The 16766-nt window shown below is 68.9% G+C and carries 7 protein-coding genes; all 7 read right to left on the bottom strand.

Annotated elements, in window-relative coordinates; all coding sequences use genetic code 11:
- Window positions 1-14 precede the first annotated feature (14 nt).
- Window positions 15-6041 (bottom strand): Ig-like domain-containing protein, encoded by a 6027-nt coding sequence (locus MQH31_RS10320; protein WP_243011960.1) that lies wholly within the window; start codon window positions 6039-6041, stop codon window positions 15-17.
- Window positions 6041-7162, bottom strand: coding sequence for a serine/threonine-protein kinase (locus tag MQH31_RS10315; protein WP_243011959.1), 1122 nt, complete (start codon window positions 7160-7162; stop codon window positions 6041-6043). Before MQH31_RS10315 ends, MQH31_RS10320 begins: the two co-directional genes overlap by 1 nt.
- 192 nt (window positions 7163-7354) lie before the next feature.
- The gene (locus MQH31_RS10310; RefSeq protein ID WP_243011958.1) at window positions 7355-9778 is read right to left on the bottom strand and encodes a variant leucine-rich repeat-containing protein; all 2424 of its coding nucleotides are present in this window, start codon (window positions 9776-9778) and stop codon (window positions 7355-7357) included.
- A gap of 13 nt (window positions 9779-9791) precedes the next feature.
- Complete coding sequence (locus tag MQH31_RS10305; RefSeq protein ID WP_243011957.1) at window positions 9792-10841, bottom strand: alpha/beta hydrolase family protein; 1050 nt, start codon at window positions 10839-10841, stop codon at window positions 9792-9794.
- 23 nt (window positions 10842-10864) lie between these two features.
- Window positions 10865-11803 (bottom strand): hypothetical protein, encoded by a 939-nt coding sequence (locus tag MQH31_RS10300; RefSeq protein ID WP_243011956.1) that lies wholly within the window; start codon window positions 11801-11803, stop codon window positions 10865-10867.
- A gap of 88 nt (window positions 11804-11891) precedes the next feature.
- Window positions 11892-12158 (bottom strand): WXG100 family type VII secretion target, encoded by a 267-nt coding sequence (locus tag MQH31_RS10295; protein WP_243011955.1) that lies wholly within the window; start codon window positions 12156-12158, stop codon window positions 11892-11894.
- Window positions 12159-12295: 137 nt separating this feature from the next.
- Window positions 12296-16762 carry a type VII secretion EssC family protein gene (locus tag MQH31_RS10290; RefSeq protein WP_243011954.1) on the bottom strand — a complete coding sequence of 1489 codons (4467 nt, stop codon included), beginning with the start codon at window positions 16760-16762 and terminating at the stop codon, window positions 12296-12298.
- Window positions 16763-16766: the final 4 nt, after the last annotated feature.

Here is a 16766-nt window from a genome sequence, read left to right as displayed (position 1 = left end):
TGATTGCAGGGTGCCTAGTTGCACGGTGTCTCGGTGCCGGGTCGTGCGTCGGTTCCGGTGCTGAGAGTGAAGGGGTCGAGCCCCGAGGTCGAGGCACCGGTCCAGGTGACGGTCCCGGTCACGTTCCGCACCTTGGTCGCGCCCGCAGGGACCTGGGCGCCGGTGGCCTTGGCCCAGGTGCCTTCCTTCGGCGTCGTCAGCGCGGCGGACGGGCCCGTCGCGGGAACGGGGTCCGGCGCCGGCGGGGTGTAGAACCAGAAGACCGTCGCCGTGCCCACTGCGGTCGCGGTGCCCGGTCCAGCGACCGTGAGCGTGAGGGCGCCGTTGGCGGTGCAGCTCGCGACCGTGAGGTCCTCGATGCTTGCCTGCCAGGCGCGCGTGGGGGCGAACGCGGTCACGGCGGATTCCGGGCCGCAGCGGTCCGCGCGGGTCTCGAGGCAGTACTTGACGGTGATCACCGGGTCGGCGCCCCAGGTGTCGGGAATCCGGGAGAACACCGGCACGAACTTGGCCGGAGGGGCGACCGCGGAGGTGGGTTCGCTGGTGATCGTGTACTTCCCGCCACCCTTGGCGGTCGTCACGGCGTAGGTGTATGTGCCGTCGCCGGGCGCCTTGGGCTCCGACCAGGTCAGCACGGGGCCGCTGTCGGCTGTGACGATGGCAGAGACCACACCGAAACCGTTGGAGGCGCAGAGTTCGACGTCGTACGTGGCGTTCTCCGTCAGCCCGGTCATCGTTGCCGAACCCTCGTAGCCGAGGTCCCCGGCGGCCGCGGGGCAAGCGGGCGGCTGCCCGTGGTCGTAGGGAAGGAAGAGGTACTTCAGTGGTTTCGTGCTCGAGTTCGGGTCCACGGCGTAGCCGGAGACCGTGAGCGTCGTCTTGGTGGCGGTGACGGTGCCGACGCTCGTGACGAGCGGCTTGCCCGCGACACTCACGGGCGTCGAGATGGCTGCCGTGGCCGGCCCGTTGGTCAGCGGCGGCGTGTACGCGCTCAACGGGGTCACCACGACCGACTGATCGCCGACCGGAAGGGTCAGGGTCAGGGCGGTGGTCGCTCCGGCGCCCCGCGGGTACTGGTGGCCGTTGACGTCGTAGCGGTTGGTCGACTCGTCCGAGTTGCCGATCGTGACATTCACGGCGCCGGCGGTGTCGGAGGTGATCCCCCGGTCGTAGACGGTTGCGGCCGTGACATCCCCGAGGCCGGGGTTCGCGTACGACCAGGCCGTGACGGACACGCTCCCGGTCGACGTGCCCTCGGCATTGACCGAACGGGCCTCGTAACCGAGCCGCGCGCCGTTCGCGGCCGTCGCGATCGGGCCACAGCGCCCGGAGGCGTCGCAGCTGCCGACCGTTTGGCCGTTCTGCGTGATGGTGAAGCCCGTGAGCGGCGGGTAGGCGACCGCGGCCGCGCCCGGGGACACGACGAGGGTGATCGAACGGTCCTTGTAGTCGGCCTGGGTGACCGAGTTCGGGGCCTTGGGGAAGCCGTGCAGGTCGACCGTGACGGAGCCGTTGCGTTCGCCCGCGCTGTCCCTGCCCTGGGCGTCCCGCACGACGAAGCTCGTCTGGCAGCTGCCGCCCGCGGCGTCCGCCGCCCACGCGGCCGTGACGTGGCGGGCATCCGCGACCGAGAAGGAGACGCCGGCGCACGTGGCGGACCCGACCGAGACGAGCGTCAGCGCCGTCGACGCGTACAGGTTGACCTCGCCGGCCGTGCCGATCACGTCGATCGAGCAGCTCGACCCCTTCGACTGGGAGCACTCGCTCGAGGTGGTTCCGCCCTTCGGCAGGGCGCTCGGCGCCGGCCCGACCTTGAGCGAGAGCACGGCGGCCGGGGTCTGGGGGTTGCTGCTGAGGCTCACGGCGACGGCGACCTCGCTTCCGGGAGGCGCGGTGTCCGCGGTCGTGATCGAGAGGGTGGAGCCGGTCTTCGCCACCGTGAAGAGGCTGCCGGCCGAGCCGACGGTGAAGGCGAGCGGGGACAGGTCGGTGTGCCCGGTCCAGGTCGCCATCTGGGTGAGATCGAACGTGATCGCGGCAGACCCGGGGCTCTGCGTCAGCGAGGCGCTGCGCAGCACCGGCTGCGGGTCGAGCGGTTCGACCTTGACCGGCACGACGAGTTCGGTGAATTCGGCCTGGCCGCTGATTCGTGCGGGGATGCTGCAGGTGTCCGTCCAGGGTGCTCCGGCGCCTGCCGTGTAGGTCAGGGTGGTGCCGCCCTCGACGCGGCAGGTCGCCGCGGTGCGCTGCCCGGAGGCCGCGACGTTGCCGCCGTCGATCTCGAGGGTCGTTCCCTCCGGGATGGTCACGAGCTTCGCGAGGTCGAAGCTGACGGAGGCCCCTTCCTTCACCTTCTGCGTCGCATCGCCGCGGTTGAGCGCGAGAATGACCGCGTCTTTGGCCGGCAGGCGCAGGAAGCCGTACGTCGTGACGACCACCCCGTTGAAGTTCGTGCCGGTGAGGGAGAACGGCACCAGGAAGCCGGAGTCCGGCGCGGTGCCCGTGATCGTCCAGCCGGAGACGGTGAGGCCGTGGGCGTCTCCCCAGAGCGCGAGGGTCAGGCCGCCCACGTCGCCGGAGGCCCAGGACACCTTCCCCGTTACGACGTCGATGCCCGCCGGCAGCTTCGAGCGCTGCTCCGTGGCGATCAGCGTGTCGGTGACGACCGGGTAGTCCGGCACGGATGCCCGCACGACCTTCATCACGATCAGACCGAGCCCGATGTCGCCGTTCGGGTTCGTCACCGAATAGACGAAGGTCATCGTGCCCTGTTGCAGGCCGGCGGTGAGGACGACCGTGTTGCCTGTCACGGCGCCGATCCGTTCGGACAAGGCCGCGAATTCGGCCGTGTCCGCCGGGGCGTCCGGGGTGACCGCGCCGAGGGTCAGCGCGGCCCCCGCCGGTTCGATGTCATTGCCGGTCGGCGAGACGACGACCTGGTTGGTGGCGCCGGCCTCGACCTCGACATAGTCGCTGAAGGTGATCGGCCGCGGGTTGGCCCGCTGGTCGAGCACGCCGATGCGCACGAGGGCGGTTGCGGTCTCCCCCGCGGCGTCGCGCACCCGGTACGTGAACTGCACCGGCCCGTTGAAGCCGGCCACGCTCCTGTAGACGATCGCGTTGCCCGCTGCGGTCACCGCTGCGGTTCCGCTCGGTGGCTGCGTCATCACCCGGTCGAGCAGCACGGAGTCGCCGTCCGGGTCGACGCCGAAGCTGTCGAAGGGGATCTCGACGCTCTCGCCGGAGAGCACCCGACCGGTGAGCACCCGGGGCAGGGGAGCACGGTTCCGGCCGTCGGCGAGCACCTCGACGGTCACGGAGGCGCTGTCGACGAGCTCGGCCGAGCCGGCGATGTAGATGCCGTACCGCAGTTCGTAGCTTCCGGCCTCCTCGGGGGCGAGGTAGCGCAGGACCGAGCCGGCGGCGAAGGCGAGACCCTTCCCCGAGGGGTTGTCGATCGACTCGGCGTTGAGCATCACGACGTTGCCGTCGGGGGCGACGTCGTTGTTCAGCACCGGGATGTCGATCTGCGCGCCCGCACGCACGACGACCCGATCGGCGACGGCGATCGGCGCCTGTGGGATGGAGGGGGGCAGCAGGTAGACCGTCGCCTGCCCGCGCACGGTCGCCGCCGGGTTGCCGGTGCCGTCGGAGACGGTGTAGCGCACGACACCGATCTGGCCCGGCTGCTCGGTGGCGCTGGTTCCGCGCACGCGCAGGATGGTCTGGCCGACGACGTCGACGTCGAGCGTCGCACCGGCCGCGCGCTCGGGCAGGGCATCGCTCAGCAGCAGGATCCGGCCGGCCGGGTTCGAGACGGCCGTGAAGACGTCGACGCTCGTGTCGATCTTGGGGCGCACGAAGACCGAGACCGGTGAGGTGGTCAGCGGGGTGGTGTCCGGGGCGACCACGGTGATCCGCACGAGCGAGATCACTGTGCTGAGCGCATCCGCCACGGTCATGCTGACCAGGTAGCTGCCGGGCCTGTCTGCCGAGAAATCGAAGCTGCCGCCGCCGGTGTTGACGGCCTGGGTGACCCCTTCCGTGCTCGGGGGTGTCGTGACGGAGGTGATCTGGACGGCGCCGGCCGAGCCGTCGATGTGCGCGGCCGGGTCGACGGTGATGCGCTCGCCGACGGCCGCCAGCAGCGCGAAGGGGCGCACGCTCAGTTTCGGGGCGGGCGTGACCTGGATCTGGAGGGCCTTGGTCGCGGTGGCACCGTAGACGTCGGACACCCGCACGTCGATCGAGACCGGCTGCAGGCTCGAGTCCGCAGGGTTGGGGTGCTTGAAGACGAGGGTGCCGTCCGGCGTCGCGCTGACCGACCCGATCCCGGTGGTGTCGGTCGCCTCGCTCACGAAGAGGGGGTCGCCGTCCGGGTCGACCCAGCCAGGGAGCACGGAGACGCTGACCATGCCGCCCGGTTGCACCTCGGGGGCCGGCCAGTCGCGCAGGCAGCCGGTCGTGCCGCACCAGACGGGGGCGGCGTTGACACTCGCCTCGTGCACGGTGAGGGTCACCGTGGTCGGCGGGGAATCGAGCCCGTCGACGCGGGTGCCGTCGGTCACGCCGTAACTGAAGGTCGCGGCGCCCTGGGCGCCCGGCGCGACCTGAACCGCGAGCGACTGGCCCTGGTCGGTGATGCTGAGAGTGCCGAAGTCCGGGTTCAGCCCCGTGACGAGGGCGGGGGCGATGGTCAGCACGTCCTCGTTGGCGTCATGGTCGTTGAGCAGCACCGGCAGCTGCACGAGTGAGCCCGCGCGCACCCCGAAGCTGTCCGGCTCGGCAACGGGCGCCTTCGGGTCCACCACGACGGATGCCTTCTCCACGTCCGAGCTCTGCTTCGGCTCGTTCTGCGATGCGAGGCCCCAGTCCTGGGAACTCGGCACGAGCGAACCGTCGGGGATCGTCCAGACCCAGCCGCTCTGGGTGTCGTTGAGGATCATCCGGCTGCCGGTGGCCTGGAACACCGGGGCGGGGTCGCCGTTGGCGGTCGCGGCACCGTAGGAGAGCGGCCGGGCGCCGGCCGTGCTGCTCCAGAGCGTGCCCGCCGTGCCCGTGGACGGCAGCCAGGCGGCGTACACGGAGCCATCGAATGCGGTCGGTGCGGCCGGGATACCGAGGGTGCCGCTGCCGCCGAGGTCAGCGCTCGAGCGGGCCCCGTCGGAGAGGGCGAAACCGGCGAGGCCGGCCTCGTCGGCGAGGTAGACGATGTCGCCGGCCGGGGAGGGGCGCTGCAGCATGGCGCGCGCGGAGGCATCCGTTGTGACGGGCTGGTCGCGGCCCCGCAACCAGAGCCGGTCGCCCGCGGCGTTCAGGAGCGCCCAGGTGCTGCCGACGACGGTCAGCTGCGAGCCGGCTTCGGTGGGCCCGTCGGTGATGGGGTCGGTGCCGTCGACCTTCCCGGTGCCGATCGAGAAACGCACGACGCTCGTCGTCGCGCCCGAGTAACTGGAGAGGACCCCGTCGCTCCCGATTGCGATCGCGTCTGACCGGTAGACCGGGCGGCTCTCCCCCGCCACGACGGCGTCCCCGGCGTATGGATCGAACCGGGTCGGGGCGGAGGCGGCGTCGGCGCCGCCGTGCGCGGTGTAGACGTCGCCGTTGCTCGTGAGGTAGCCGACCCAGTCGCCGGACGAGACGACGCTCACGGTCCCCGAGGGGGTGTTCTGGTATTCGGGCGAAGTGTCGCTGAGGTCGAGCGGGTCGGCCAGGCTGACGTCGACCACCTTCTCGTTGTTCTGGGCGAAGAGCAGCACGTTCGAGGCCGTCTGCACGAGGGTGCTCGGGCTGCGCACGGTCTTCACAGTGTCGAGCTCGCCGAGGTCGGTGTTCACCCGCGCATAACGGTTCCCGGTGCCGTTCTGCAGCGCCCAGACCGAGCTGTCACTCACCGGAGTCTGCTTCACGTCGAAACCGTTCGCAACGACCGCGGCACCGACGAGCAGGGTGGCGGATGCCGCGACGGCGACGATCCTGACCCAACCGGGCCAGGGCGTGCGCGCCGGGTTCCGTCGCCCGGTCAGCCGTCGTCCGGCCATCAGCCGACCAGCCCGGCGAGCGAGAGCACCAGCAGGGTCGCCGCGACGCCGACGACGACCGCGCCGGCCAGGAGCAGGGCCAGTTTCAGGCCGGACCCGCCGGACCGGCGTGGTGCTGCCGCTCCGTTGAACCGGGTGCCCTCGTTCGTCTGGGAGACCGCGGGGGCGGGCTCGCGCTTCCGGCGCTTGCTCTCCACGGCAACGACCGAGATCGGCGGCCCGGGCACGACGGTGTTGTTGAAGTCGACGGGCGTCGCGGCGGCGGCCCACTCGTCGGCGGCGACCTCGAGCGGGGTCGGCGGGAGGCCGAGGCCCTGCTGCAGAAGTTGCAGTTCACGCGCGCACTGCAGCAGGCTCTGCTGTCGTCGCCCTGGGTCGCGGCTCATCGTGCGGGCGAGGAACTCCTCGAGGGCCGCGGGAACGACACCGCCGATCGGGGTGTACTTCGCCCGGCCGATGCGGGACTTGAGCTGCGCGGCCGTCGGACGCGGGGCATCCGTCACCTCGAAGGGTGCGCGGGAGGCGAGCAGGGAGTAGATGGTCGCGCCGAAGGACCAGACCTCGGTCGCGACGCTACCGGTGGTGTGCTCGGCGACGACCTCTGGGGCACTCCAGGGCACGGACATTGCGATCAGGTGCTCGGTGTCGAGGCTCGTCAGCGAGGCGGCGATGCCGAAGTCCGCGAGCACGGGCGCGCCGAGGGTCGTGACGAGGATGTTGGACGGCTTGATGTCGCGGTGCAGCACGCCGGAGCGGTGCGCGGTCTCGAGGGCACACGCGATCTTCACGGCGAGGGCGAGTACGTCGGCGACGGCGCCTGCTTCCCGGCGGTAGGTCTGGCCGGGCGACCCCGGGCAGTACTCCATGACGAGGTAGGGGCGGCCGTCTGCCGAGATGCTCGCGGTGAAGACCGTCAGGATCGCGGGGTGTGCGCTCAGCCGCGCCATCACATCCGCTTCGGCGTTGAACATGCGCAGCACGTCGTTGTCGACGACGTCGCGGAGCAGCACCTTGATGGCGACGGGACGCCTCGGCATGTTCTGCTCGAAGAGGAACACGTCGGCGAATCCGCCGGAGCCGAGCGGGCGGACGTAGGTGTATCCGGACAGGATCGGCGGCACAGAAGGAAGTCTCCTCGCCACGATTCCCCCGACCCAGCCTAGTTTCAGTGCGTCCCCAGGGCCCACGCAACCCCTCGTGCAGTATACCGACGCTGACGCGCGCCGCCGCCCTCACAGAGCGGTCGAGAATCGCCTGCGGACGGTTCGTGCGTCCCCGGATCCGAGTCGGTCGTTGATTCGCCCCCTCGTCTTCTACCCGCACAACTCCCACAGGGGAACGGTGCCGGTGCTCACCGAGATTGTGGTCACCCGTCCCGCCTGATCGGTCTGGAAGATCAACGAATTGCCGTTGGCCCCTGTGATAATCCCGTAGTCGGTGCCAGTGTTGCGAAAATTGATGATCGACAGACCGGGATGAGCGGCCTGCACCTCGGCAAGAGTCGAACCGAACCCGACGCCGCCGCGCGTCCGTGGCAATTGAGACGTGGGCGTGCCGCCGAGGTCGTCGCTCATCGTCACCAGGGAGATGGTCCGCGTCGGATCACTTTCGTTGCTTGCGACGGTGAGGCTGCCGGTCGGTGAAGGAATCGCCAGGGCCGCGGCGAACGTGCAGTACTCCGGCAGCGCGTCCTTGATTTCGGGGAGGATCGCCGCAGCATCCCTGATGGTCCGGCCCATGGCGATCGGGCCGATCCCGTTGAAGTCGATGACCCAGCCGGCAACCGCCGATGTCGCCGCCGCGGTCTTGGGCCCGCACGTGCACAGGATGATTCGCACCACGGTCCAGCTCGGCTGGCTGTCGGCGGTGGGGGTATAGAACACCCGGTACCCCGTCGCGCCACCCGGTTTCGCCGCGTACTGCGCGTAGGCCCCGAGGTCGTCGCTCTGCATGTCCGTCATGTCGCCGTAAAGCAACGATGCCGCGCCGAGGGTGTCCCCCGGGGCCAGGCCTTCGGCCGTCGCAACGGATGCCTGCGGCCGGATCTCGTCGACCACTCCGTTCGCAAAACGCAGGGTGGCATAGGGGCAGTCCAGGTAGACGTACCGGTTCACGGTGCGCGTGCCGGACAGGGTGGGCTCGGCGGCCCGGGCTTCGTCGAGCGTCATGCCCAGCCGAAGGTTGTAGATGCCCGTGCTCGTGAGGCTGCCGGAGGTGCCCACGGGGTCAGACGCAACCCGGAGGCGGGCGGCGAGCTGGGCTGCGTTCTTGGCCTCGACGAACTCGCCGCCGCCGACGCGGGCGATGCAGGCGAGCTGGGCGAGGGCCTCTTCGTCGGCGTCGACCAGGAAGCCGATGGTGTGAATGGTCAGGTCCGGGTGCGATGTCTTGAGCGTCGCCGCGACGTCACACGAGGGTGGCGGGCTGCAGCTGTCGACGCCGTCGGAGACGAGCACGATCGTGGCGGCCTCCCCGGTGGGCAGCTGATCGGCGGCACGCTGCAGGGCGAGGCCGATCGGGGTGAAGCCGGACTGCACGATCCCCGCGATGGCGGCGGTGAACCCCGGCTTGTCGACCGCACCGACGGGGAGCACGGTCGTGACGTCCGTGCAGCCGGCCTGCTGGTCGGAGTCGGCGTTGCCGGTCTTCGTGCCGAAGACGGTGAGGCCGAGCCGGGCGCCGTCGCTCAACCCGTTAACGAAGGTCGTTGCGGCCGCGCGTGCGGCCTCCATGCGGGTGCCGCCGCCGGGGGCGTCCCGGATCATCGAGCCGGAGGCATCCAGGATCAGCACGGTCGGCACATAGTGCGGGGTGGCGATGACGGGACTTGCGGCGACCCCGCCGCTGCCGGCGTTCGAGCCGTCCGACCCACCCGACCCGTCGGCTGCGGCCGCCGCCGCAGCGGCGGCCGCTTCCTCGGCGGCGCTCGGACCTCTGTCCGTCCCTCCCGTCCCAAACGTTCCCTGGGCAATGTTCGCTACGAGGGCCGTTAGGCCACCACTTGCAGCGAAGGAGACTCCGGTCCCGAGAACGATGACGGCAACGAGCACTGCCGCAACGACGGCGGCCGTCCGGCTGTTCGAGGATGTGGGCCCGGCAGACGGATGCGCGGCACCGGCCCGAATGCTGTCCTCGGCTGTTCCGGGCGCAGCCTGGTCCCCGGCGGCGGCGATCCACTCCCGCAGTTCCGGGTACGCCGCCGGGTTTGCGGCGATCGCCGTGCGCAGCTCGGGATGGGCGTAGGCCAGATCGGCGAGGTCACCGGCTGGGGTGGCCGGGTCGGCGGCGAGCTCCGCCGGAGTCCGTTCCAGGATTGGCTCGGAAATCGGCTCAGTGGTCTGTGGCAGAACGACGGGAATCGCAGGAAGCAGTGACTCGGCGGCCGGTTCAGGGAGCGATGCAGTCCGTTCAGCGGGCGTCAGCGGCTGACTCGGGTCCCTTGGGCCGGCCGCGTCTGCGGCCTCGGAGTCCTCCGCGGAGGACTTGCGTGCCTTGTGCGCGACGAACAGCACGCGCACCGCGACGATGATCGGGAGGACCGGGCCGAACGACACCTGGCTCGGATACGTGAACGACTGCATGTTTCCGGTGATGATCGACATCACGATCACGCCGGCACCGATCGCCAGGGCCAGGCCCCGAGTGCGAGCCGGAACTCCCGTCACCGGAAGCAGCCCGATCCCGGCGGTCAGTATCCCCGTGACGAGAAGCAGGGTGTCATACGAACTCCAGTACATGGCTCAGGTCCGGTCAGTCAAAATCATGTGTGATCGATCCGCGTTGATACCGCGCGAGGCTTGCACGGACCGCCCGGTCATCGGGGTCCTGGCTCTGTTCAAACTGAGTTGCGATTTGTTGGTGGGCCTGTTTGGAATCGTGGGCGCGCATGTCCCCCGCGTCCTCGGAGGTGTCGGACTGGCCCAGGTAGTACTTCTGAATGCCCTGTTCCTTTTCGCCCGTCAGGGCGCCCAATATGTCGCGGAACCCACCTGTCAGTGGGTTGAAGACCCCCTCATTCGCTGCACCCAACTCACCGATGGATTCGCGATTCGAATCCCACAGCCTCACGACGTTCGCCCCATTGAGGTTGTTGTGTTGGGTGATGACCGGCGAATCGAGAGTGATCACATCAGTGACGTTATAGCGACCGGACTGGGCGAGGATCTCACCGTGCATACCGCCTTGGCTGTATCCGACCACCATTATTTCGGCATCCTTCGGGCGAATGGTCTTTTCGAGCAAGGCGTGCAGATATGCATCGGTGATGCTCTCTATGCCCTGAATCGAGGCAGCGTTCTCGGGCACACTGTTCAGGAACTTGTTGTCGGAAGACTGCGTTCCGTTGATATAGACGACATAGCGCGTCACGCCATCGTCACCGACGATTTCCTGGATCCGAATCCCGTCGTTGGATTTCATCCCATGGAGTGTGCCTATCATCCCGGCAACGTTTGAGGGGGGAATAGTTTCAGCATTGGGTTGAGCACCGGAACTGCGCGAAGTTGAACTTCCTGCTTGGCCCGTTTCGGCGCGGCTGGCGCCGTCCTGCTCGTCGGCATTCTTGCGCAGGCGGGCCGCGTTGTCCGCGAGTGCACGCGCGACCACCGCGATGTGGACCGTGTGCTCCGACTCCCAGTTCAGGCGAAAGCTCGCGGCGAACGGCCCGGCCCAGGCGCTGATCTTGATCTGGTTGGCGATCGTCATGCGGTTCCGTTCGAGCCGGTCGCTGGCATCCTGAAAGGCCCGCGCCAGCTCGCGGAGTTGCGCGACGTCCGCCCCAGAGAAACTCGAATTCAGCACGTGGCTTTCCTGTCGATCATCCGCTAGTGCCGGTGTCTGCCGCTGATGCCGTCGCCGAGGTCACGCCAGGCACCCCGCATTCCGTCGCTGATCGAATTCAGGTATCCGCCGAAGCCCTCATACCGTTTCACCATTTGACCGGCCTGATCTTGAGTCAGATCGTTCGCGTTTATGTCGTCGCCGAACATGTCACGAGCGGCCGACCAATACATCGCGTCCGGAGTGTCCCAGAATTGCTGAACCGTATCGTACGCGCCGGTACCTATTCCCTTTCCCAGCTCCCAGGCCAGACCTGCTCCAGGAATCCAGATGCCCGCCGCCCCCGCGACCAGATCAAGACTGGACTCTATCGACGCTCCCGTGTCTCCATGCCCCAGCGCCTCGCCCAGGTCGTTGGCAGAAACGCCCATGCCCAGGATCGAAAGAAAGGCAGTTCCATCCAGTCCCTTGACTTCGGAAAGGAATCCCTTCAGGCTGCCTAGCTGTCCGCCATCCTTGAGCACCTTAAGGATGTCGGTGAAGTCGACCATGGTAGAAGTATCGGTGATTCCTCTCTTCATGAGCTCGATAAGCGCGTTGAAAGCCGCGCGCGACTCGGCATCTGCACCGGCCGGAAGCTCGGGAAACGTAAGGCCGCCAGGGTTGGTCGAGCCACCGGTTCCCGAACCGGAACCTGACGTCCGAGTCCCCCCGTCGCTGCGGCTCGCGTCTTCCTGCTCCTGGGCGTTCTTGCGCAGCTTTGTCGCACTCTCGGCGAGCAGGTGCGCAGCGGATGCGACACGCACGCTGTGCTCGCTGTCCCACTGCATCCGGAACTGGGTGGCCACGGGCCCGACCCAGGCGTTGATCTTGATCTGATTGCCGACCGTCATCCGGTCACGCTCGAGGCGATCGCTCGCATCGCTGAAGACCTTGGCGAGCGCTCGCAGCTGCTCAACGTCCGCCCCGTACATTCCTGCCATGCTCATCCCCTGTCGCGTGCGCGGCCATGATCTGGTGGTTCACTCGGAGTGCGGCCGCCGCGGGCCGCACTCCGTTGAAGGGTTCCGACTAGCCGCGGGAGACGTCTTCCTGAGCCTGGGCATTGGCTTGGGCCTTCTGGGACGCGGTCTTGAGCGCTTCGATGACCTGGCGGAGCGCCGTCGTGTGCTGGCCGGACCAGTCGCTGCGGAAGGATTCCGAGTCCGGGCCGGTCCACTGCGTGTTGCCGAGCGTGTTGGTGAGGGTGGAGAGTACCGACTCAATGTCGCCCGCCTTCTGCGAGAGCTGACCACTGAGTTGGCGAACCTGTTCTACATCAAGACCCCATACGGCCATTTTTCATTCCCCTTTTCTTTGTCGGAATCCGGAACATCCGGAGCCGGTTTTCTGCAGTTCGGCTGTGTGCCTAGTGCAAAGCTAGGTGCGCGGCCCGGTGCGCGTCGATGGGGTCAATTCCCCATGCCGTGCGGGCCTCATGGCTGTTCCAGGGCGATCTGCAGGCGTGCCGACCTGCCGCCGCCGACCAGGAAACCCCGGCCGGGCGGGAAGTCGCCGCGCTTGAGACGGCCGAGGGAGGTGCCGAGCAGGGTGTCGCCGTCCATATCACCGGGCATCAACAGCAGGCCGCGACGGCCGGCCTTGAACGCGGCCGCCAGAGTCCACGCCTGCGACCACGTCGAACTCTCCGCCTCACCGACGACGAAGAGATCGGCCCGCACGGCGAGCTTGATCAACCGGTCGAGGGGATGCTCGGCATCCGTGCCCGTGAAATCGGTGATGCCCTCGATCAGGACGGCGAGTTCACCGGGGGCGAACTCGTCTTTCTCGATGCGTTCGGTGAGCCTCGTGACCGAGGCCACCACATCGTCGATGGAGTCGGCGACTTCTTCCCAGCCCGGAGTCTGGGTGAGCGCGGTCCGGCGGGCGCTGAACAGCACGATCGCGGGTCGCCGGCGAACGCGGCGCAGCGAAGCCGCGAAGGTCGCGAGCGCGGTCGTACGCCCGCTGCCGGGAGGACCGGAAATGAGGAACGCACCCCGGGTGACAATGCCGAGAGGGGCCAGGCCCTCATCGTCGATACCGACGACCGCCAGGCCGTTGGCATCGAGAACAGGCAAGCCACTGAGCTTCGTGCTCTCGGGGAGCCGACCGACCGGAGGAGCCTCGGCGACGCCCTGGCGACGCATGCTCGCCGCCAGCCGCTGCACCTCGCGAGACTGCACGGCGAGGTTCGAACTCGCCCCAAGGATCGCGAGCTGCACCTCATTGCCATCGATAATGCCGCGCCCGGGTGGCGAGGTGACGTCGAGCACGTCCTTGGCCGCCCCGAGAAGCATGTACTCCTCCTCGGTGGCCTGGCGCAACACGAGCCGTTTCTGCACGGTCGAGCTGATCGAGTTCGGCACCGAGTTGGCCCGGTCCCCGGTCATGACCACGTGCACGCCGAGCGGGCGACCGTCGGCCGCGATCTGAGCGAAGACGGTGAACCACTGGGAATTGGAGGCGAACTCGTAGGCCTCCCGGAACGCGCCGATCCCGTCCACGAGCAGCAGGATGCGGGGTTCGTCCGGGAGGTTCGCCAGCAACCGGTACTCGCCGATGCTGCCGGCGCGCACCGCCGCGTAACGCACGCCACGGTCGTCGACGAGGTCACGCAAAGTGCGCAGCAGGCGGATGACGCGTTCGTCGTCGTCCCCGGAGATGATGGCTCCCACGTGCGGCAGGTCCTCGAGCATCCGCAGGCCGCCGGCGCCGAAGTCGAGACCGTAGACCTGGATCGGGCCGCCGAGGGAGGTGACCGCCGCGGCCACGGCGAGCGCCCGAAGCGCTGCGCTCTTGCCCGCGCCTCCGGCGCCATAGATGGCCATGTTGCCGTCACGGTCGGGCTCGTAGTACATCGTGGGCTGCGACTGCGTCTTCGGATCATCGATCACCCCGAGCAGCAGGCGCTCGTCGGTGCGGGGATGTGGGAGTTCCATGAAGTCATAGACGGCCCGGAGCTCGTCGAGCCACGGTTTGCGTGGTTCGGGAACGGCCGCCTTCGCGGCGGCATCGGTGATCGTGACCACCATGCGGGCGATGTCGTTCGGTCCAGGATCGCGCACTTCGGTGATCGCAGGCTCGGGGAGGTCCCAGGGCGTGCTGGTGCCGAAGTTGAGCGCGTGCACGTCGATGCGCGGTCGGGCGGGCGTGTCGGTGGTCCACCCACCGGCGTATCCAGTCTGGAAGGCCGCGATCCGGCCGGGCCCGGTCTTCGCCGCACCCCGGCCCGGTATCGACGGGTCGAAGTGCGCGGCCATCGGGGTGCCGAGGATATCGCTTGAGTCTTCGGCGTCGGCCATCCGCAGCGCGATCCGCAGCGGGGTGTTCGCACGCAGGTTGTCCTTGATCACGCCGGCTGGTCGTTGGGTGGCGAGGATGAGGTGCAGCCCGAGGGAGCGACCTCGCTGGGCGACGTCGACGACGCCGTCCACGAACTCGGGCATCTCCTGGGCGAGTGCGGCGAACTCGTCGACGATGATGAGCAGGCTCGGCGGTGTCTCGGGATCGCCGGTCTTCTCGAGCGAGACCAGGTCCTTGGCCTTCTTGCGGTTGAGCAGATGCTCCCGGTAGCGTAGCTCGGCACGCAACGAGGTGAGTGCCCGCCGCACGAGGTGCGGGGAGAGATCGGTCACGAGGCCGACGGTGTGCGGCAGTTGCACGCAGTCGGCGAAGGCAGCGCCGCCCTTGTAGTCGACGAAGAGGAACGTGACCCGGTCGGGGCTGTGCGCAGCAGCCATGCCGAGCACCCAGGCCTGCAGGAACTCGCTCTTGCCTGCCCCGGTCGTTCCGCCGACCAGAGCGTGCGGGCCCTGAGTCCGGAGATCGAGATAAAACGGTTCCGTGCCGGCGTGCCCGACGAGGGCCCGCAGGTTGCCCTCCTTCTTGCGACGCTGCGGCGGGGAACCGTCGCGCAGGGTCAGTGAATTGTTCTCCCGCCACCGCTCGACCACGGCATCGGGCTTGCGCACCAGGTCGAGCCCGCTCAGGGTCGCGTACGACACGGACCTGGGCAGGTCAGAGTCGTCGTCGACGGGCGTGCCCACGTCGACGACAGGCGCGAGCGAGCGAGCCAGCCGGTGGGCCGTGCCGTCGTCGAGGCTTTCCGTCCGCACGGGGAGGCTGCTTTCCCCGAAGCGCACCTGGCCCACGCTCGTTCCGGGTGCCCCGTCGAGGACGAGGAAGGTGCGGCACACCGCCGGCAGGCGATCGACCGACGGGGCGCACCAGATGACATGCACGTTCGCGTCTGCGCCGCGTTCGGCGAGGCGTGTCGCGCGACCGCGATCAATGGGTGCGTCGTTCTCGATCACGACGAGGACAACCGGCACCTGGGCGGGTTCTTTGTCCTCGGAGGTCTCGGTCGCCCGTTCCGGGGTGGCGAGCGCACCGCGCAGAGCGGATGCCGCCTCGAGGCGGTCGTCCACGAGCGCTTCCAGCCGGGCGAGCAGGGCCTGTCCGCTGCCGGGGTTGTCGGCGAGGTGCTCGCCGACGAGGGGGCTGTGCGGTGAGCTGGTGTGCGGGAGCCATTCCAGCCAGCCCCATGCGGTGCGGGACGACGCTGAGACGAGGGCGCAGACCACGAGTTCCGCGGGCGAATGCAGGCCGGCAGCCTGCAGCACGACTCCGCGCGCGACACCGTCTCGCTCGTCCCGGGCGCCGACGAGTCCCAGGGCCCCTGCGCTGCGCCAGTCGACCGTCACCGGCACATCGTCGATCTGAGCGAAGCGCCCTGCGGCCTCCTCGAGTCGTTCCCAGTACTCGGGGAGCGACTCGTTGCTGTTCGGGAGGGTCAGTTCGCTGCGGGAGGGGGCCTGGCCGAGCCCGAGGCGGGCCGTCAGGAATGCGTCGTGTTCGGGACGGTGGGTCCACATCAGGGTGCCGTGTCGGCGGAGTGCGTCGACGGTGTCTGCGAGGGAGGGCGCCTCGGCGGCACGCACCCGGCGTTCCTCGGCGTGGGCACGGTCCTGGCTGGCGCGGCTGGACACCATCGCCGCCTCGAACTGCTTGATCTGCGCCTTGAGGGTGCGCCTGGCGGTGACCGCGCCGTCGACGAAGGCGCCGATCACAAGCAGGGGGCTCAGGGCGATGAAGATCAGGCTCATCAGCTGGTGTGTGACCAGGTAGAGGGTGAGACCCATGATGATCGGGGCCACGATGGACAGGTAGGGGAAGCGCTGTTTCTGCGGGGCCTTCGGCGGTGTGGGTGCGACGATCTTGATGCCCGCGTACCGGGCGACGACCCGCGGCGAGCGCACGAACTCCATGACGGGGACGCTCGCTGCTCCGGCCGTGAGTTGCTGCAGTGGTGCGACAGAGAGGTCGGTGTCACCGAGGGTCACGACGCTCGCCGGGGTCAGGATCGCCCGGGAGACCAGCTCCCCACCCATCACGATTCCGTTGGCCGAGCCCAGGTCGAGGATCTCTACGGCGTCGGCCACGTTGATGCGCGCGTGGCGTTTTGAGACAAGCCCGTCGCCGAGTCGCACGTCGACCCCGTAGTCCCGGCCGATGACACTCGAGCCGAACGGCACGTCGAACTGACGTCCCGCGTCCGGGCCCGCCAGCACGGTCACCCGCGCCGCAGCCGGGCCGCGATTCTCTCCGGGCCGTGCGAAGTCCTCGCTCGCCTGAACGAGCTCGATCACCCCACCGGACCGGAGCCCGCATTCGTTCAAGTCGGTGGCGCGGTCGAGCACCCGCACCGGCAGGGGTGCACCGTCGACGGTCTGCCCGCCCAGCTGCAGGGTGAGCCGCTCCGGCACGGATGCGCCCGCGCGCGCCGGATCAGCGGCATACAGCGCCTGGGCGATGTCGCCGACGAGAGCCGTGGCGTCCGCGGTGACTGCGACATCGACGTCGTCGAGGCCTGCTCGCTTCAGCGTGAGTTTGACGCGCATGTGG

The sequence above is a fragment of the Cryobacterium zhongshanensis genome, from assembly GCF_022760445.1.
Taxonomy (GTDB): Bacteria; Actinomycetota; Actinomycetes; order Actinomycetales; family Microbacteriaceae; genus Cryobacterium; species Cryobacterium algoricola.
Note: the sequence above shows the minus strand (reverse complement) of the source record. Positions and strands in the feature narration are given on the sequence as shown.